An 18,807-nucleotide genomic window follows, 5' to 3' on the forward strand; every position below is an offset into this window, starting at 1 on the left:
AAAAATACTAAATATTTTAGTATTTTTGCTAAATAACCGTATTAGACATGACCAGTGGGAAAGCAGATATTATCGCTGCTTTGCAGAAGGAGATCCTTTCCCTGCAAGGCTATAAGGCAGAAGGCGATACCGCTGTGGTGAATGTTGGGTTAGAACCCATCACCCGCTCCTTCCCCAATGCTGTATTTCCCACAGGAACCATTCATGAATTATTAACTGAGGCACCGGAACATACGGCAGCTTCAGGAGGTTTTATGGCAGCACTGCTTTCTGCATTTATGCAGCAGGGCGGTGTTTGTTTATGGATCAGTACTTCACGCAGGTTTTTCCCTGCTGCATTTAAAGCTTTTGGCGTGGAGCCGGACAGGTTCATTTTTGTTGACCTTCACCGCGAAAAAGAAGTACTGTGGACGATTGAAGAATGTTTGAAATGCCGGGGGCTTGCAGCGGTTATAGCTGACCTGGCAGAGATCAGTTTCACCCAATCCCGGCGGCTGCAACTGGCAGCAGAGCAAAGTAATGTAACGGCCTTTATCCTGCGTACGAACCCCAGAAAATTAAACCAGATTGCCAGCACTGCCCAATGGCGGATCAGACCTTTGCCCAGCCAGCTGGAAGAGGGTCTGCCCGGCGTGGGTTTCCCCCGCTGGAAAGTAGAATTGCTGAAAGTCCGGAACGGACAGCCCGGAAAATGGGAACTTGAATGGTCATTAGGGCAGTTTGTTGTATTGCCCGAACATGCAGCCCCTGTTATATCAGATCCTCCGAAAAGAAAAGTGGGATAAGATGGGGAAGAGATATGTTACGATATGGTTCCGCCACCTTGTGACGGATTGGATGACCCGCCGCCAGCCTGAATTACAGGAGATCCCCTTTGTATTTGCCACTAATGTACATGGGCGCATTGAGATCACTGCTGCGAACAAAGCGGCTGAATCTCAGGGCATCGTTACCGGCATGCGGGTAGCAGATGCAAAAGCAGTTTTTCCTGCTCTGAAAGTATTGGATAACCGTCCCGGTCTTGAACAAAAACTACTGAAAGTTTTGGGAGAATGGTGTATCCGTTATACACCAGTTGTAGCTGTGGACCTGCCTGATGGCCTTATCCTGGATGTGAGTGGCTGCGCCCATCTCTGGGGAGGCGAGCATGATTATTTAAAAGAGATCCTTACTAAGTTCAGTGCATACGGTTATGATGTACGTGTTGGTATGGCAGATACTATCGGAGCGGCCTGGGCAATTGCTCATTATGGGAATGTATATCCTGTGATAGCCAGCGGAGAACAAACAACAGCATTGCTTTCCCTTCATCCTGCAGCGCTGCGGCTGGACACGGCTATATTAGTACGGCTGCATAAATTAGGCTTCCACAAGATCGCCAGCTTTGCCAATATGCCACGTTCCGCATTGCGCAGGCGTTTTGGTGAAACACTGCTTACAAGGCTGGGGCAGGCTTTGGGGCAGGAAGAAGAATTTATTCAACCTATCTATATTAACCCGCCTTACCAGGAACGTTTGAACTGCCTTGAGCCAATCCGTACCGCTACAGGGATCGAGATTGCTATCGAGCGTTTGTTGCAGGTGCTTTGTAAACGTTTGGAAACAGAAGGAAAGGGGCTGAGAACTGCTGTGCTCAAGTGTTATCGCGTAGACAATAAAATAGTACAGGCAGAGATAGGTACCAGTCGTGCTTCACATCATGTAGCCCATCTTTATAAGCTCTTTGAACTAAAAATACCTTCGATAGAACCTGCATTAGGCATTGAGCTTTTTGTGCTGGAGGTAACAAAGGCGGAAGATGTAACACAGCAACAGGAAGAACTGTGGGCCGCCGCTCCGGGTTTGGAAGAAGCGGGCATTGCGGAGCTGCTGGACCGTATTGCCGGTAAAGTAGGCGCAGATGCTATCCGGCGCTTTTTGCCGGCTGAACGTTACTGGCCGGAACGGTCTATTCGTTTGGCTGCTTCCATGCAGGATAAACCGGAGAGTGGCTGGCGGCTGGACAGGCCGCGGCCCGTTATGTTATTACCCACACCGGAAGCGATTGAAGTAACAGCCCCTATTCCTGATTATCCTCCTATGCTTTTCCGGTACAGAGGTAAGTTGCACCAGATCAAAAAAGCAGATGGCCCTGAACGTATAGAACGGGAGTGGTGGCTGGATGGAGGAGAACACCGGGATTATTATATGGTAGAAGATGAGGCCGGGCAGCGGTATTGGTTGTTCCGTTCGGGGCATTATACAGCGGATCACCGCCACCAGTGGTTTATACACGGATTTTTTGCGTAAGGATGCGTTATGAGTTATACAGAGTTACAGATCACCAGTAATTTCAGTTTCCTGCGGGGTGCATCGCATCCTGAAGAGCTGGTATTGCAGGCAGTGGAGTATGGTTATGACGCTATTGCTATCACTGACCGTAACAGTTTTGCAGGTATTGTGCGCGGGCATGCAGCTGCAAAGGAAAATGGCATCCGTATCATTCCGGCATGCAGACTGGACCTGTTGGATGGTCCCAGTCTTTTAGCTTATCCCACAGATCAGCCTGCCTACAGCAGACTATCCGCATTGCTCACCACAGGAAATCTTCGCGCGGAAAAAGGAGATTGCCATTTGTACAGAAAGGATGTATATGCACATTGCAAAGGCATGAAATTTATTGTGGTGCCACCGGCTACGCTGAATGCACGGTTTGACCTGGATGATGATTTTAAACATGCTTTAGAGGAATATCACGATGCAATAGGCAATCATTTGTACCTGGGCGCCAGCAGATCATATGCCGGGGATGATCAGAAAAAATTATACAGGCTTTCTCAGCTTGGAGAAAAGATGAACATCCCGATGGTGGCCACAAATGATGTGTATTACCATGTTTCATCCCGCAGGGAATTGCAGGACGTACTCACCTGTGTGCGGGAAAAATGTACCATCCATAATGCCGGATACCTCTTGCATAGTAATGCAGAACGATACCTGAAACCGATAGATGAAATGCAGCGTTTGTTCATGAGGTATCCTGATGCTATCCGCCGTAGCCAGGAGATTGCAGAGATCTGCCAATTCTCACTGGACAGCCTGAAATATATATACCCCGAAGAACTCACCTCTGAAGGCCGGACACCACAACAGGAACTTGCACACCTGGCCTGGCAGGGCGCAAGGGAACATTTCGGAGATGAGATCCCGGAGAAAATATCTGCTGCTATAAATTATGAGCTGGCCTTCATAGAAGAAATGAACTATGCTTCTTATTTCCTGACGGTGCATGATATTGTAAGATTTGCCCGGCGGCAGGATATCCTGTGCCAGGGAAGAGGTTCCGCTGCTAATTCTACCATCTGTTATTGCCTGGGTATAACCGCTGTTAACCCCACGAAATTTGACCTGTTGTTTGAACGGTTTATTTCATCTGCCAGGAATGAACCGCCGGATATAGATGTAGATTTTGAACACGAGCGGCGCGAAGAAGTGATTCAGTATATCTATGAAAAATATGGGCGGGACCGTGCTGCTATTGTGGCTACTGTTACACAGCAACGCCATAAAGGTTCTATCAGGGATGTGGGGAAGGCCATGGGTCTTTCTGTAGATATTATTGAACGTTTAAGCGGTGCATGGCATTTTACCGATGAGGGCCTGGATGAACCACGTATCATAGAGCAGGGGCTGGATCCCACGGATCCGCATTTGCGCAAAGTACTGGAACTATCAGAACAGATGCTGGGTTTTCCGAGACAGCTGGGGCAGCACACCGGTGGTTTTGTGATCACAAGAGGAAAACTTACCGATCTGTGCCCGATCATGAATGCACGTATGGAAAACAGAACGAGTATTGAATGGAATAAGGATGATATTGATGTACTCGGATTTTTGAAGATAGATGTACTGGCATTGGGTATGCTCACCTGTATCCGCAAAGCATTTGATCTGGCGAAGCAACATTATGGCCTGCACCTTACACTGGCCAATATTCCACAGGATGATCCAAAGGTGTACGAAATGATCAGTCATGCTGATACACTTGGCGTATTCCAGATCGAGAGCAGGGCACAGATGTCTATGTTACCCCGGTTGCGCCCAAAGAATTTTTATGACCTGGTGATAGAAGTGGCCATTGTACGGCCGGGGCCTATTCAGGGAGATATGGTGCATCCTTACCTGAAGCGGCGTAATGGAGAAGAAGTTGTTACTTATCCTTCAAAGGAATTGAAAGAGATCCTTTTTCGAACATTAGGCGTGCCCTTATTCCAGGAGCAGGCCATGAAGATCGCGATCGTAGCTGCAGGTTTCACTCCGGCCGAAGCAGATGAACTACGGCGAAGCATGGCTACATTCAAATCCCATGGCCAGGTAACTAAGTTTGAGAAAAAATTAGTGGACGGTATGGTTGCAAAAGGATATGAAGAAGACTTTGCCCGCCGTGTTTTCCGCCAGCTGGAAGGCTTTGGTAGTTATGGTTTCCCTGAAAGTCATGCTGCCAGTTTTGCGTTGCTGGTATATATCAGCTCCTGGCTCAAATGTTTTTATCCGAATGTGTTTGCCACTGCATTACTGAACAGCATGCCCATGGGCTTCTATCAACCGGCGCAGATCGTGATCGATGCACGTAAACATGGCGTAACTGTACTACCGGTAGATGTGAACTGTTCCATGTGGGATAATACGCTGGAAGAACGCGCTATGCGCCTTGGTTTCAGACAAGTGAACGGACTGAAGGATGAAGATATGCAGGTGCTGATAACCAATCGTGGAACAGGTTATGCAAGTGTGACCGCATTACGTGAAGCTGGTGTACCTGAAACTGCACTGGAAAAACTGGCAGATGCAGATGCCTTTCGTTCGATCGGGCTGGACCGCAGGCAGGCATTATGGGAAGTATCTGCTCTTCAGGACAGGCCGGTTCAGATATTTGCGGGGCAGACTACCAAAGAAGCACAGGTTACGCTACCTTTTATGACAGACGCAGAGCATGTGATACAGGATTATGCGGCTACTACTTTATCGCTTAAAGCCCATCCTGTGAGTTTTGTGCGGGAGAAATTAAAGCTGCTGCATGTACTTACAACCCAGGAGACCAGTGAAGTAAAAGACGGCAGTATTGTAAAGGTGGCAGGATTGGTATTGGTAAGGCAAAGACCGGGAACCGCCAGCGGGGTATGTTTCATTACGATCGAAGATGAAACCAGTTTTTCCAACCTGGTAGTATTTGAAGCATTGTTTGAGAAGTACCGTAAGGAGATATTGCAGTCCAGGCTGCTGATGGTAGAAGGTAAAGTGCAGCGGGAAGGGGAAGTGGTACACGTGATCGTTCAGCAATGTTTCAATCTTACGAAACTATTGCGCGGGCTTACCATTCCTTCCGAGAAGGATGAGCAGCCGGATGTATTCTATAAAGGCCGGAATTTTAAGTAAGGAGTGTTTTTGCTTTTTGTTCGATAACATCAGAGATCATGCCTTTGAAGAAGGATAAAGCGAAAGGCAATTCACCCGTGATGGCAACATGATCAGGATTCACCTGCAGGGTACCGGAAACATCAAATCCCTTTGCTGTAAAGTTAAAGGTACAGTCATCTCCTGTCCATTCCTCATTAATATGGGATATCAGATCCTTTTGTTCCTCTTTCAGGTTGCTCAATAGTTTTTGTATCCTTTGCTTCGCTTCTTCTTTGGAGAGCTGATGTGGAACTTGTACGTTTATACTGGACATTTTATTTTAATTCATTGCCCTGCGGCTGTTATGTATCATTTGGTGCGTTTTCCACGCATCCAGCAAATATACATTTCTTTCCTGAAGTGACCTGAACGTATCAATTGCAGCGGCAAGTTTTGAGAGATATTCCCTGTCTTCCGTATCCAGCATGCGGGGCGCGTAGCTGCTCTTTTTACTTACCTGGTCTTTCAGGAAATTCAGCAGGGCGTCTGTATCCTGAACAAACTTTTGCATATCATCTTCCATTTGCATGATGCCTTTTACACTGATGCTGCGTTGTTTGTCGGTCAGCTTTGCAATGGTTGTCAGCAGTACTTTCTGGTGATAGGTGGTGATGAGGTGCTGGTATTCCTGGAGTTTTTTTGCAAGGAGGTTGCTGGTCCTTGAAAGCAGGTGAGCTTCCCACCAATTCCCCGCTTCTTTTAATTTTTGCAGTAATTCGGGGGCTGCGGCGATATCCTGGCGTTTGATCTTTTTTGTGATCTTGGTAGTGTATTGGCTGAGATTGTGTTCCCTGCTGTGCCACTCCAGGACTTTTTTCAGGTTATCGCTTCCGGCATAAGATTTATAGATCAGTGTGCCGTGCTGTTCAAGAGATTTGAAAGGGAAGAAGGTAAATCCTTCGCAAAATTTCATCTGTAATTCGGTGTCGGTAAATGATGGCATGGTCCTTCGTTTTTACAGTATAGGTGGTTATCAAAGATAAATTGCCAGGCGGGGTGGTTGATACCCCAAAAGTGGTACAACAACCGTAAACAACAGTTGAGTGCGTTGTATGTTAGTGTTATTTATGAGTTGTTTCTTTTATATACGGTGATTTTATGTGCTGGGTTGCTTTAATCTGATCAATATTCCTTCATCTCCATCAAGACTGATGGTACCACTAACCGTGCTGCCTTCCAATTCGGGGGATGTAGCTATTTCTATCACACCGTTGAAATTCGATTTGAAGTAACAGGGTCTGTGGGTAAGGTTGAGGACGATGAGGAATCCGGGGCTTTCTTCATTCTTTCTGATATATGCGATCATTTGATTATCCGAATGAACGGATATGTAATTTCCTGTTTCTAAGGCGGGTTCTGTTTTCCTAATTGCTATCAGTTTTTTATAAAGGGTTAGCATGGAGTGAGGGTTGTTCTTTTGTTCCTCTACATTCATGCGGGCGTATGCTTTATCTAACCTTAGCCATGGGGTGCTTTTTGTTTTTGAAAAGCCTGCATGTTGCGTGTTATCCCATTGCATGGGTGTGCGTGAGGGATCTCTGCTGAGGTTTTTATCCGGCATGTTTAATCCCTGCGGATCTTTTATTTCATTGAAGGGGATGGCTACATCACGCATGCCTATCTCATCTCCGTAATAAATAGTGGGTGTACCTCTCAACGTTAATAGTAGCATGGCGGCTACTTTTGCCTGCTCTGCTCCAACGCGGCTGGCGATGCGTGGCCTGTCGTGGTTACTAAGAACCCAGTTTGGCCAGCTTTGTGGGGGTAATGCTCCTTCATAATGATCTATAGTAGTGGCTATCTGCGTGGCGTCCCAGGGGAGTGAAAGCAGCAGGAAATTAAAAGGAAGATGTGCACCTTTGTTGTCTACGCCATAATAGACCATCAGTTCTTTGATGGGAAGGTATACTTCTGCTATCAATACACGATCTCCTTCGTATTCTTCCAGTACGTTTCGCATTTTGCGTGTGATATCCTGCACTTCGGGCTGGTCTGTAGAATATACCGGTAACAGCTGATCATAATCCGGCATGTACTGTGTATAGTTTGGATTGGGTGGGTTGTTCCTTAGTTGTTCATCTTTGAAGATGAACCAGAGTACATCTACTCTGAATCCGTCTATTTCTTTGTTCAGCCAGAAACGCATTACGTTGAACATCGCTTCCTGAACTTCCGGATTCCTCCAGTTGAGGTCTGGTTGCTCTTTGAGGAAGGCGTGGTAGTAGTATTGTTGGGTGAGTTCATCCCATTCCCAGGCATTACCACCGAAAACGCTGAGCCAGTTGTTGGGAATGGTATCCTGCCAGATGTACCAGTTGCGTTTTGGGTTGTCTCTGGAAGAACGGGATTCCAGGAACCATGGGTGTTCACTGGAAGTATGATTGGGGACGAGGTCTAACAGCAGTTTTATGCCTCTTTCGTGGGCTGCGTTTATTAATGCTTCGAGGTCTTTCAGATTGCCAAAGATCTCATGAACGTCTGTGTAGTTGCTCACATCATAGCCAAAATCAGCCATGGGGGAGGGGAAGATGGGGGAGAGCCATATGGCATCGATGCCCAGCCACCGGAGGTGATCCAGGCGGTTGAGGATGCCTTTGAGATCGCCGATGCCGTCTCCGTTGCTGTCCTGATAGGAGCGGGGGTATATTTGATAGATGATGGCTTTTTGCCACCAGGGGGTGTGGTTGTTTGGTGTCATTGTGTGGTTTCTTTCAGTATAGCCTGTAGAAAGCGAAAGCCATGCCATCTTGCTTGTAGTGGCTAGTTGAAACCTTTTCTATTTAACTTTATTGAATGCTTCCCATCTTTTTTCTAGGAGTTGCTCATCTGGGCGAGAACCGTCTTTTCTAGGGGCGATTTTTTGTCCATCTAAAAATGAATAATCAGTCTCTTTTAATTCATCCTTTATGTGTACTGCTAGTGTTGTTGGATGAAATCCGATTAAATTCTTATCCCATAAATCATGGATATCTGATCTTAGAAGAAGGGCGTTTTTTGAATCATTTAAACCACCAATTCTGTGCTCCTCAATATGACAAGCTTTTAAAACTTCCGTAACGCCATACCCGGTTACACAGCATTTATTGCTATATTGATACAGTAGATTATTCCTGAGCCTATTTTGTCCTTGACGTACTCTCTTTAATAGTGTAATATATTCCTTCGTTATATCATTGGGGGCTTCCTTTAACATTTTCCATACTAAATCTGGATCTATATCTTCAGGCTTAGATTCAATGTCATTAGATGTAAGTCTCCAAGTAATTTTTATTGGAACAGTATCTTCAAATTTTATACATGTAGCTGATCCTTTGTAATTAAAAGGGGCACGGTTCTTAGTTCTGGTTAAAATAAAAACATTTGTAGTGTTGTTAATCATTTCCTTTATCAAAGGTTGATTTTTGTGGGTGTCTGTTTTTGCATACCAGATTAAGTCCGAATCCTCCCAGGTATTTGCGTAGTCGTGGCCAGTTCTTCCCGGTATGCCAATATTTACGAACAGATAAATATTGCCATCATACTTGACGTATCCGGTATTCCAGGCCCCTTTCTGTTTTTCCAAGGGGACTTGAAGTTGGGTATATAATTCTTCCTTTGTATATTACTAACATTTACGGAGGGTTTGCGCTAATTTAAGTGTACTCTATGTTTTGTAGGACCGTTCAACTTTTTTCGATATATATCCATTATTAACGGCCGATTCATCTCTAATGCTTAATGTGACTCCTTTAGCGGTATCAAAACCACCCCCACTTTCGCTTTTGAAACTCTTCGAAGTATTGTCAGTTTCTTCAACTTCTACATTACCTACAACTTCAATTTCCGAGATTGAAGTTGCCAGTTCATCTAACAATGGACCAAAGGTGGAGAGATCGAATTAAACGAGTAGCGCGTTCTGTTAGCATTAAATTGGTGTCAGAATACATTCCTCCATTGGAACCGATATTTCGCATGTCGATGTAAATGGGAATATGAATTTTACTCTCCAATTCGCCAACAAGGAAACTTAGGGCATGCGTTTTTCCTGCACCCCTTCTTCCATATAAAATCTGATGGTCTGAGTTTTGCAATAATGTTAATAATGGCCCGACATCTACAAATGTTTTGACAAGATGTTGTTTGTCGTATTTTTCCGCACGCTTTATTAACTTGTAAATTGCTTGGTTGATGGTAGAGGATATATAAATATGTTACTATGATAACTGATGAAAGTTAAGTTATTATAAATTATTCAATCGAGCAAATGAATTATTTGTTCGAGATACTGAAGGATTTATTGATTTTTCAATTTACCAAGATTAATAGTTGCCTGATCGCTTAAACAATTGCACTGTATCAATTAGATTATCGTAATGTAGGAGTGTAATGTCATTTTCCTTTTTGAGCTTTCTTTGCAAACGATATGTTTTTTCTTTGAAATCTTTTCTCCTTCCTGCAACAATCGTATAGTGAATTCTGGTCTTATCAAGAGTCATAAGTTCATCCGGTAGTGGGGTATGGGTCCCTAAGTATTTTTGGAATTGCAATCTTAAGTGTGAAAAATTACCGTCAATCCACTCATCCCAATCTTCTATTTGTTTAAGGCCTTTTCGGATTGAGTTGCCAAAAGTCCCATCTGCGTTCACTATTGTCCCATTTGGACTCTCGAGCTCCACAAAAACAAGTTGATGCCCACTTGAACTTTTGTCAATAAGCAAATAATCGGCAATAAAATTTGGCGGTAACGCAAACTCTTTAATGGCATAGGCACAGTGATAACCAAAAGAATAACTGGATTTGAGGATTGAACCAATTATGAAATAGTACTTGTTTTTATTTATTAAATTAATAATCTCTCTCTCGGTGGCTTGTTGTTCAATCAGGGAGAGAAAAGAAGTGCATGCGATATCAAGCCTGTCGTGATTGTCTAATTCGTCTATATTTAAGTAATTATTGGGGAAGATTGATTCAAAGTGGTATCCAGCTTCAGGCATCATTTTATGATATCGAAAGAGCTGAGCTACGGTGAATCCATTTTTTTTACTAGCAAGATATTGATGAGCCCTTTGTAATTGCAATTCTTCTTTTGCATTAAGTATGCGATAATCTCTATCATAAAGCATAAAAGGTAGTATTGAGTTAAACGAGAATCCAGTAATTTAATAAAAATGAGAATACATTGTATTTAGAGTGGGAAAAATGGGCAAGTGTTGTTCTTGAGCTTTTTTATGAATCCAGAGTTGTGTGGGGCGATGAATCTTTCAATATTACCTTGATCAGCTTCATGTTAGGGATGTTTAAGGAAAGCTGAACTTTTTTGATGCAATAAAAGGGCTGCTCTTATCAGAACAGCCCTTTTCAAATTGTTGGTACCCCCTAAGGGAAAATTATCTAACCAGTTTGTGCAGGATTTGGTGATTTTTGTTAATCTGCCGGGCTGACAAAAGCAGGCATAGTACTTTTTCATGGCTACGCTTCTTGCGACAATTTCGCGACAAAAATGATTATTGTTTTATCTCCATGGAGTCAGTATTTTGTGAGAATTAGGCTCATTATCAATGGTTTATTATCCTTTTTTTCCAAACTATTCATGACTTTTTGATCGTGTTTTTTGCAGTTTCATGAATGCCACAACGATAGTGAAATATATGGCTGCCCAAAACAGCGCGGTGAGCCAGGAATTTATCCTCCAATCCCGATAATAGCCCCAACTTGATGGCAGGTAATCCCGGAAGAAACTTGTCCAAATAATAAATATATTTTCCATCATCACACATATATTTAAGACCAGTGCCATGAACAGGCTAACTAACCAGTTTTGCCTTAATTTTTTTGATAAGGCAAGCATAGATGTGGTAATTGTAAGTAGGATGGCCAGGATGAAGGGCCTTTGCCGGTAAGTGAAGAATGTATGATCTGTATCGGAAATTGTATAACTCCTTATCAATTCTAAGAGCAGCGTTATGGCTAACAAGATGCCTGCACAAGAGGCTATAATATTTGCGGAAGCGAAATATTGCATTGCTTTGTCTTTGGACCGATATGAGATTTTTGCGAATATCCCGAAAATGAGTGTGGATAGACCGTATCCCCAAAAAAGGAATTGCAGTGTTTCAATGATATAAGGCGTTAGTTCCATCATTTGATCTGAGGTAAGAATGCTTATGAAAATAAGCCTTGTTCTTTAGATATCCTATTTGAAAATAATGTATTCCCAATGCTGTCAACGGGAGGAGGATGAGTAAATATTTGAGAATGACTTTTTTGATGTTTAGGAACTCTTAGTAAAAGAAAAGGGTGCTCATGAGCACCCTTTTCTTTTATCCTGGTACCGCGTACGGGAATCGAACCCGTCATTCCTCCGTGAAAGGGAGGCGTCTTAACCGCTTGACCAACGCGGCGTACCCTTATTTGGGATTGCAAAGGTATAATCTCCTGTCTATTTTCCAAAATAAATTTACTTAACTCAAATATCTATTGATTAATCCCCGCTAAGGCTGTAATTTCGCAATTCAATTTTTTCATCTACAAACTACAGTGTAAAATGGGAACTTCTCTCAAAATTGGTATTAATGGTTTCGGTCGGATCGGCCGCTTGGTTTACCGCCAAATTTACAATATGCCAGGAATCGATGTGGTGGCTATCAATGACCTTACCAGCCCCGCTGTTTTAGCGCATTTGCTGAAATACGACTCTGCACAAGGTAGATTTGGACAGGAAGTGAAGCATAGCGATAACTCTATCTCTGTAAACGGAGAAGAGGTTAAAATATACGCGCAGAAGGATCCTAGTCAAATTCCCTGGAAAGACCATGGTATTGATGTGGTGATCGAGTGCACCGGTTTCTTTGCAGATAAAGATAAAGCTGAAGCTCACATCAAAGCTGGTGCTAAACGTGTCGTGATCTCTGCTCCTGCCACCGGCGACCTGAAAACAGTGGTTTTCAACGTGAACCATGATATCCTGGACGGTAGCGAAACTGTTATCTCCTGCGCATCCTGCACCACCAACTGCCTCGCTCCGATGGCTAAAGTGCTGAATGATAAATATGGTATCGTAACTGGTCTGATGACCACCATCCACGCTTACACGAACGATCAGAACACCCTGGACGCTCCGCATCCAAAAGGTGACCTGCGCCGCGCCCGCGCTGCTGCAGCTAACATCGTTCCAAACAGCACTGGTGCTGCTAAGGCTATCGGCCTGGTGCTGCCAGAACTGAAAGGTAAACTGGACGGTAGCGCACAACGTGTTCCAACCATCACCGGTTCCTTAACTGAACTGACCACCATCCTCAGCAAAAAAGTGACTGTTGAAGAGATCAATGCCGCTATGAAGGCTGCTGCGAACGAATCTTACGGTTATACTGAAGACGAGATCGTTAGCACAGACATCATCGGTATCAATTATGGCTCCCTGTTCGATGCTACCCAAACAAGGGTACTGACCCAGGGCGATATCCAACTGGTGAAAACCGTTTCCTGGTACGATAACGAAATGAGCTATGTGTCTCAGCTTGTTCGTACTGTGAAGCATTTTGCCGGTCTGATCAGCAAATAAGCGATTTCGCATTATATAATTTTACCAACCCTCCGCGAAACGCTGTCCCAGCGGTGCACGGAGGGTTTTTTTCTTACCTTTCCTAAAATCCTCCCTTCATGAGCAAGTTCTCTGATCATAATTTCAAAGGCCAGAAAGCCTTGATCCGCGTAGATTTCAACGTGCCCCTGAACGATCAGTTCGAGATCACGGACGATACCCGCATGACCGCAGCAGTACCTACTATCAAAAAGATACTGAAAGACGGCGGCGCTGTGATCCTCATGAGTCATCTCGGCCGTCCGAAAGACGGGCCAACCAATAAATACTCTCTTAAACACCTGGTTTTTCACCTGATCAGTCTGTTGGACGGCACTACCGTGAAATTTGCGGAAGACTGCATCGGCGAAACTGCTGAAAAAGCTGCCCTCAACCTGCAAATGGGAGAGGTGCTGCTGCTGGAAAACCTCCGTTTCTATAAAGAAGAAGAAAAAGGCGATCGCGCTTTTGCGGAGAAACTCTCCAAACTGGGCGATGTATATGTGAACGATGCTTTCGGCACCGCTCACCGCGCACACGCTTCCACAGCCATTATCGCTGATTTTTACCCTGCGGACAAAAAGATGTTCGGGCTCCTCATGGAGGCTGAAACCAACAGCGCGGAAAAAGTACTGCACAGTGCTGAAAAGCCTTTCACGGCTATCCTCGGTGGTGCAAAGGTGAGCGACAAGATCCTCATCATCGAAAACCTGATGAACAAAGCCAACAATATCATCATTGGTGGCGGGATGGCTTACACTTTCCTGAAAGCGCAAGGCAAAGAGATCGGTAACTCCCTCGTGGAAAATGATAAACTGGACCTCGCGAACGAACTGCTGGCTAAAGCAAAATCCCTGGGTGTGCAATTGCTGATCCCGGAAGATTCAATTGCTGCTGATAAGTTTGCTGCAGATGCCAATACACAGCTGGTATCTAATGACAACATCCCTGCCGGCTGGATGGGATTGGATATCGGGGCAAAAGCCATCGCTAAGTTCAGTGAAGTGATCGCGGCTTCTAAAACCATTTTGTGGAACGGCCCTATGGGCGTTTTTGAAATGGAAGCATTCCAGGGTGGTACCAAAGCCATCGCTGATGCTATTGTGAAGGCAACCGAAAATGGCGCTTTCTCCCTCGTTGGTGGCGGAGATTCTGTGGCGGCAGTGAATAAATTCGGTTTAGCAGAGAAAGTTAGCTATGTGTCCACGGGTGGTGGCGCTATGCTGGAATACTTTGAAGGAAAAGAATTGCCGGGTATTGCGGCTATCAAGAAATAAAGCATAAAAAAGCCGCAGTAAGTACTGCGGCTTTTTTTATTTTTTACTCATCTCAGCAAAATACTGGTGGAAATAAGGGATGGTTTCAATTCCCTTGTAGAAATTCTCCAGTCCGTACTTCTCATTCGGCGAGTGTAAGTTATCACTGTCTAAGCCAAAGCCCATCAGCACTGTCTTTAACCCCAGTGTTTTCTCAAACAATGCCACAATAGGAATACTTCCGCCACCCCGAACAGGAATAGGATCTTTTCCGAAAGTAGTTGCAATGGCTTTGCTGGCTGCTTTGAAGGCGATATTGTCTGTTGGTGTAACATAAGGAGAACCACCATGGTGGGCCGTTACAGATACTTTTACAGATTTAGGCGCAATCTTTTCGAAGTGTGCTTTGAAAAGATCTGAAATAGCTACCCAGTCCTGACCTGGTACCAGGCGCATGGAGATCTTGGCAAATGCTTTTCCGGGTAATACGGTTTTTGCACCTTCGCCGGTATAGCCGCCCCAGATACCATTTACTTCTAAAGTCGGGCGGATGCCGGTCCTTTCGATAGTGGTGTATCCTTTTTCGCCCCAGAGTTCATCTACGCCAAGGTCTTTTTTGTATTCGGCCTCATCAAAGGGGGCTTTGTTCAGGCTTTCCCTTTCTGCTGCACTCAATTCCTGTACGCCATTATAGAAGCCGGGAATGGTGATGTGGTTATTTTCATCATGCAGGGAAGCGATCATTTTGGCGAGGATAGTGGCCGGATTGGCAACTGCTCCGCCATACACTCCACTGTGCAGGTCGCGGTTGGCGCCGGTTACAGCAACTTCCATATAGGCCAGGCCACGGAGGCCGGTGTCTATGGAAGGATTGTCCATACTGATCATGGAAGTGTCCGAGATCAGCACTACATCTGCTTTCAGACGTTCTTTATTGTTTTCCAGGAAAATGCCCAGGTTATTGGAACCTACTTCTTCCTCTCCTTCGATCATGAATTTGATATTGCAGGGGAGGGTGTTGGTTTTGTTCATGGTTTCAAAAGCCTTCACGTGCATGTAGAACTGGCCTTTGTCGTCAGCGGAACCACGTGCATAGATCTTTCCGTCTTTGATCACAGGTTCAAAGGGAGGGCTGGTCCAGAGGTCCAGGGGATCGGGAGGTTGCACATCATAGTGGCCATATACCAATACGGTAGGGAGGGAAGGGTCGATGATCTTTTCCCCGTAAACAATGGGATGGCCTGCTGTCGGGCAAACTTCCACTTTGTCTGCCCCTGCGTCTGTTAATCTTTGTTTCACCGCCTCGGCGCAGCGCTTCGTATCCTCGTTGTGGCGGGAATCCGCACTAACAGAGGGAATCCGCAACAGATCCAGTAACTCGTTCAGGAAACGGTCTTTGTTCTGTGCCTGGTAATCTTTCCAAACTTGCATGATTGAGCAATTAAACGTTCACAATGGACGCAATTTAAAGGTAACGGCTGAGTTCAGCAAAAAAAGCCCTGGTAGGGGGATAGAAATAAATGGGACTTACAAATAAAAGAGCTACAAACAAAAGCGGCTGCACTTTTAGTGATACAACCTCAAAAGGAGCCACAAGCAAAAGAGGCCGCACTTTTAACGATACAACCTCAAGATCCCACAAACAAAACAGACCGCACTTTTATCAATTCAACCTCAAGGAGCCACTTAACGATACAACCTCAAGATCCCACAAACAAAACAGACCGCACTTTTATCAATTCAACCTCAAGGGGCCACAAACAAAAAGAGGCTGCATCTTTTTACGGATACAACCTCTTTTACCTATGAAAAATGATGTTATGAGATCAATTTCTGTCTGAGCAGGAATTCCAGCTTTTCGTTCACGTCCAGTAGCTTTTCTGTAAGCTCCCGGTTCTCTTTCCGCAGGGCATATACTTCGTATGCCTTTTCTATATTATGCCGTAACTCCTCATCATTCCAGGGTTTAGAGAAATATTTATAAACCTGGCCTTTGTTGATGGCATCTATCACTGCATTGATATCTGCATATCCTGTAAGGAGAATGCGGATCGGCTCAGGGTATTTAGCAAGTATCGACTCGAAGAACTCAATACCTGTCATCCTCGGCATACGCTGATCCGATATGATGATGTGAAATTCATGATCTTCCAGCAATTTGTAAGCATCGTCAGCGGATTCTGCCGTTTGAACGGTGTAAATCCTCCTGAATGATGCCTTAAATGCATTCAGGTTATGTATTTCATCATCGATATAGAGGATGTGAATGTGTTGTGCACTCATTATAACGCAGTAGACTAAATGTAAGTTAATAAAAATAAGTGAGTTAGCAACGACAGAAACCGCCGTAACTATAAATCAAAAAACACAAGCTTGCATTCCCAATTGCCGGTATAATTGATGCGCTCATACCCGGAATTCGATTTCAAACATAGATATTTTTTGTTATTCACCTTTCGTTTTTTGGTTCACCGCCGCTACTTAATTCGTAAACGGCAGGACTTTGCGGTTAACCGCTAAACTAATTGAACCATGTTTTGCGCTTTCCGTTATTTCATGTAGGTTTGACTACACCCGTAACCTTACATTATTATTTAAAAAAGATAGAATATGAAAACAGGAATCATTGTTGTCATCGTCCTGGTACTACTGGGCTTTTTTGGTTGCAGCAAGTACAATGGATTAGTAGCAAAGGATGAAACGGTGCAAAAGGCTTGGGGAAATGTGGAAACGCAATACCAGCGCAGGGCTGACTTAATTGACAACCTCGTGAACACGGTAAAGGGATCTGCCAAATTTGAACAGGAAACACTGACCAAAGTAATTGAAGCCCGCTCCAAAGCTTCCTCTGTTCAGATCAATGCCAACGACCTGACCCCAGAAAAGGTACAACAATTCCAGGCTGCTCAGGGCGAATTGACCGGAGCGCTCAGTCGTTTACTCGTTACCGTTGAAAAATATCCTGAATTGCGTACCACAGAGCAATTCCAGACTTTGATGGCGCAAATAGAAGGAACGGAGAACCGGATCTCGGTTTCCAGGAACGATTTTAACGGTGCTGTGAACGAGTTTAACAGCAGTGTACGCACTTTCCCCAATAATATTATTGCGGGCCTGGGCGGATTTAAAGCAAAAGGCTACTTCCAGGCAGATAAGGGTGCTGAAAAAGCCCCTAAAGTGCAGTTCTAGATAATTTAAAGGGTTATTCATCACGAAATCAGGTGTTTCGGACGGATAACCCTTATTTGACTATTTCCTTTGATATGAAACTATTTTCTTTTAAAAAGAAGGAGCTTTTCTCGGAAGAGGAAAAAAACAGGGTGGTGAATGCCATCCGTCATGCGGAAAGGCTGACCTCCGGAGAGATCCGGTTATTTGTGGAAAGCCGCTGCGAATATGTTGATCCAATGGATCGTGCCCGGGAGGCCTTTGTGTCCCTGGGAATGGATAAAACCAAACAACGTAATGGGGTACTCCTTTATATAGCCATGCTGGACCATCAGTTCGCTATCCTGGGAGACCAGGGTATACATGAAAAGGTAGGATCGGATTTCTGGCAACGGGAAGCCCTCCTTTTAAAAAATCATTTTTCCTCTAACAAGATCGTGGAAGGTATTGAAGTGTGTGTGAAGGAGATCGGAGAATCCCTGTATCATTATTTCCCTTATGACTCCGGCGATCAGAATGAACTGCCGGATGATATCATTTTCGGGAAATAAGTAGCAATGATTCATAAGCCAAAAACAATGAAGTTTACTCGCTGGTTATTATTATGGGGATTGATCCTGGTTGGTACAAGTGTATTTGCACAAAATATCAGCATCCCTCCCAAGCCTAATCCGCCCCGGCTGGTTAACGATTACGCAGGTGTACTCGTTAAATCTGAAGCGGATGAGCTGGAAAGGAAGCTGGTGGCGTATAACGACAGCACCTCCACAGAGATTGCCATCGTACTGGTTAAATCAGTAGGTGATTATGATATTGCGGAAGTAACCCTCAAGATCTTACGTGACTGGGGGATCGGATCAAAAAAGAATAACGGGGTATTGATCTTTGCTGCCATCAACGACAGGCGGGTAAGGATTGAAACCGGTTATGGGATGGAAGGTGCTGTACCGGATGCGGTAGCCTTCGGTATCATAGACAAGGTTATTAAACCAAACTTCCGGGAACAACATTATTACCAGGGCCTGGATGAAGCGGTAGATGATATTATTGCAGCAGCAGCCGGCGAATACAAAGGTGTTCCCCGCTCTAAACGTGGCCCCAGTGGCGGTAATGTGATCGGCGTCATTATCTTTATTTTGATCCTGGTCTTTATTATTGGCCGTGGTGGCGGAGGCGGAAGAGGCGGTGGACGTGTAATGAGCCGCAGAGGCGACAGTATCTTTGGAGGTATCCTTGGAGGTATGATCGGCAGCAGCCTTGGTGGTGGTGGATTTGGCGGAGGCGGCGGAGGCTGGTCCGGCGGAGGTGGTGGCGGAGGCTTTGGTGGCTTCGGCGGCGGTTCCGGCGGTGGCGGAGGAGCAAGCGGCAGTTGGTAAAGATCCTTTTCGA

16 protein-coding genes and 1 tRNA gene are annotated in these 18,807 nt (G+C 44.8%); 8 read left to right on the top strand and 9 right to left on the bottom strand.

Going from position 1 to position 18,807, the window contains the following annotated elements:
* Positions 1 to 47: 47 nt before the first annotated feature.
* The 3 genes from AAHN97_RS28785 to AAHN97_RS28795 are packed head-to-tail and all read left to right on the top strand — an operon-like array spanning position 48 to position 5,415.
* Positions 48 to 785: an ImuA family protein gene (locus tag AAHN97_RS28785; protein ID WP_343305520.1), complete on the top strand. Its 738-nt coding sequence runs from the start codon at positions 48 to 50 to the stop codon at positions 783 to 785.
* Between the two features lies 1 nt (position 786).
* Positions 787 to 2,289 (top strand): Y-family DNA polymerase, encoded by a 1,503-nt coding sequence (locus AAHN97_RS28790; protein ID WP_343305521.1) that lies wholly within the window; start codon positions 787 to 789, stop codon positions 2,287 to 2,289.
* Between the two features lie 9 nt (positions 2,290 to 2,298).
* Positions 2,299 to 5,415: an error-prone DNA polymerase gene (locus AAHN97_RS28795; RefSeq protein ID WP_343305522.1), complete on the top strand. Its 3,117-nt coding sequence runs from the start codon at positions 2,299 to 2,301 to the stop codon at positions 5,413 to 5,415.
* Here AAHN97_RS28795 and AAHN97_RS28800 read toward each other — a convergent pair.
* The 7 genes from AAHN97_RS28800 to AAHN97_RS28825 form a co-directional block, all read right to left on the bottom strand.
* Entirely contained in the window at positions 5,408 to 5,710 is a 303-nt protein-coding gene (locus AAHN97_RS28800) for a polyhydroxyalkanoic acid system family protein (protein WP_343305523.1), read from the bottom strand. The genes AAHN97_RS28795 and AAHN97_RS28800 overlap by 8 nt on opposite strands.
* Positions 5,711 to 5,716: 6 nt before the next feature.
* Positions 5,717 to 6,379 carry a hypothetical protein gene (locus AAHN97_RS28805; RefSeq protein WP_343305524.1) on the bottom strand — a complete coding sequence of 221 codons (663 nt, stop codon included), beginning with the start codon at positions 6,377 to 6,379 and terminating at the stop codon, positions 5,717 to 5,719.
* A gap of 153 nt (positions 6,380 to 6,532) precedes the next feature.
* Complete coding sequence (locus AAHN97_RS28810; protein ID WP_343305525.1) at positions 6,533 to 8,134, bottom strand: alpha-amylase family glycosyl hydrolase; 1,602 nt, start codon at positions 8,132 to 8,134, stop codon at positions 6,533 to 6,535.
* A 78-nt stretch (positions 8,135 to 8,212) separates the two neighbouring features.
* Complete coding sequence (locus AAHN97_RS28815) at positions 8,213 to 8,998, bottom strand: HNH endonuclease (RefSeq protein ID WP_343305526.1); 786 nt, start codon at positions 8,996 to 8,998, stop codon at positions 8,213 to 8,215.
* Positions 8,999 to 9,278: 280 nt separating this feature from the next.
* On the bottom strand, positions 9,279 to 9,623 hold the full coding sequence (locus tag AAHN97_RS29015) for a hypothetical protein (RefSeq protein ID WP_430516971.1): 345 nt from the start codon (positions 9,621 to 9,623) through the stop codon (positions 9,279 to 9,281).
* Positions 9,624 to 9,734: 111 nt separating this feature from the next.
* Positions 9,735 to 10,538, bottom strand: a complete 804-nt coding sequence (locus AAHN97_RS28820; protein WP_343305527.1) for a Shedu anti-phage system protein SduA domain-containing protein — start codon at positions 10,536 to 10,538, stop codon at positions 9,735 to 9,737.
* Positions 10,539 to 11,741: 1,203 nt separating this feature from the next.
* Positions 11,742 to 11,816, bottom strand: a tRNA-Glu gene (locus AAHN97_RS28825).
* Positions 11,817 to 11,959: 143 nt separating this feature from the next.
* On the opposite strand from AAHN97_RS28825, the gene gap reads away from it, so the two are divergent.
* Both gap and AAHN97_RS28835 read left to right on the top strand, forming a co-directional pair.
* Positions 11,960 to 12,976, top strand: coding sequence for a type I glyceraldehyde-3-phosphate dehydrogenase (gap, locus tag AAHN97_RS28830; RefSeq protein ID WP_074240660.1), 1,017 nt, complete (start codon positions 11,960 to 11,962; stop codon positions 12,974 to 12,976).
* Positions 12,977 to 13,074: 98 nt separating this feature from the next.
* Positions 13,075 to 14,271 carry a phosphoglycerate kinase gene (locus AAHN97_RS28835; RefSeq protein ID WP_343305528.1) on the top strand — a complete coding sequence of 399 codons (1,197 nt, stop codon included), beginning with the start codon at positions 13,075 to 13,077 and terminating at the stop codon, positions 14,269 to 14,271.
* A 36-nt stretch (positions 14,272 to 14,307) separates the two neighbouring features.
* Here AAHN97_RS28835 and AAHN97_RS28840 read toward each other — a convergent pair whose 3' ends face one another.
* Positions 14,308 to 15,681, bottom strand: a complete 1,374-nt coding sequence (locus AAHN97_RS28840) for a dipeptidase (protein ID WP_343305529.1) — start codon at positions 15,679 to 15,681, stop codon at positions 14,308 to 14,310.
* A 387-nt stretch (positions 15,682 to 16,068) separates the two neighbouring features.
* Complete coding sequence (locus tag AAHN97_RS28845) at positions 16,069 to 16,533, bottom strand: response regulator (RefSeq protein ID WP_074240657.1); 465 nt, start codon at positions 16,531 to 16,533, stop codon at positions 16,069 to 16,071.
* A 327-nt stretch (positions 16,534 to 16,860) separates the two neighbouring features.
* Between AAHN97_RS28845 and AAHN97_RS28850 the strand changes: the two genes are divergently transcribed.
* The 3 genes from AAHN97_RS28850 to AAHN97_RS28860 all read left to right on the top strand — a co-directional run bounded on the left by AAHN97_RS28850 (position 16,861) and on the right by AAHN97_RS28860 (position 18,794).
* Entirely contained in the window at positions 16,861 to 17,439 is a 579-nt protein-coding gene (locus AAHN97_RS28850) for a LemA family protein (RefSeq protein WP_343305530.1), read from the top strand.
* A gap of 74 nt (positions 17,440 to 17,513) precedes the next feature.
* The gene (locus AAHN97_RS28855; protein WP_343305531.1) at positions 17,514 to 17,969 is read left to right on the top strand and encodes a TPM domain-containing protein; all 456 of its coding nucleotides are present in this window, start codon (positions 17,514 to 17,516) and stop codon (positions 17,967 to 17,969) included.
* A gap of 27 nt (positions 17,970 to 17,996) precedes the next feature.
* Positions 17,997 to 18,794, top strand: a complete 798-nt coding sequence (locus AAHN97_RS28860) for a TPM domain-containing protein (RefSeq protein ID WP_343305532.1) — start codon at positions 17,997 to 17,999, stop codon at positions 18,792 to 18,794.
* Positions 18,795 to 18,807: the final 13 nt, after the last annotated feature.

The sequence above is a fragment of the Chitinophaga niabensis genome (genome assembly GCF_039545795.1).
Classification (GTDB): Bacteria; Bacteroidota; Bacteroidia; order Chitinophagales; family Chitinophagaceae; genus Chitinophaga; species Chitinophaga niabensis_B.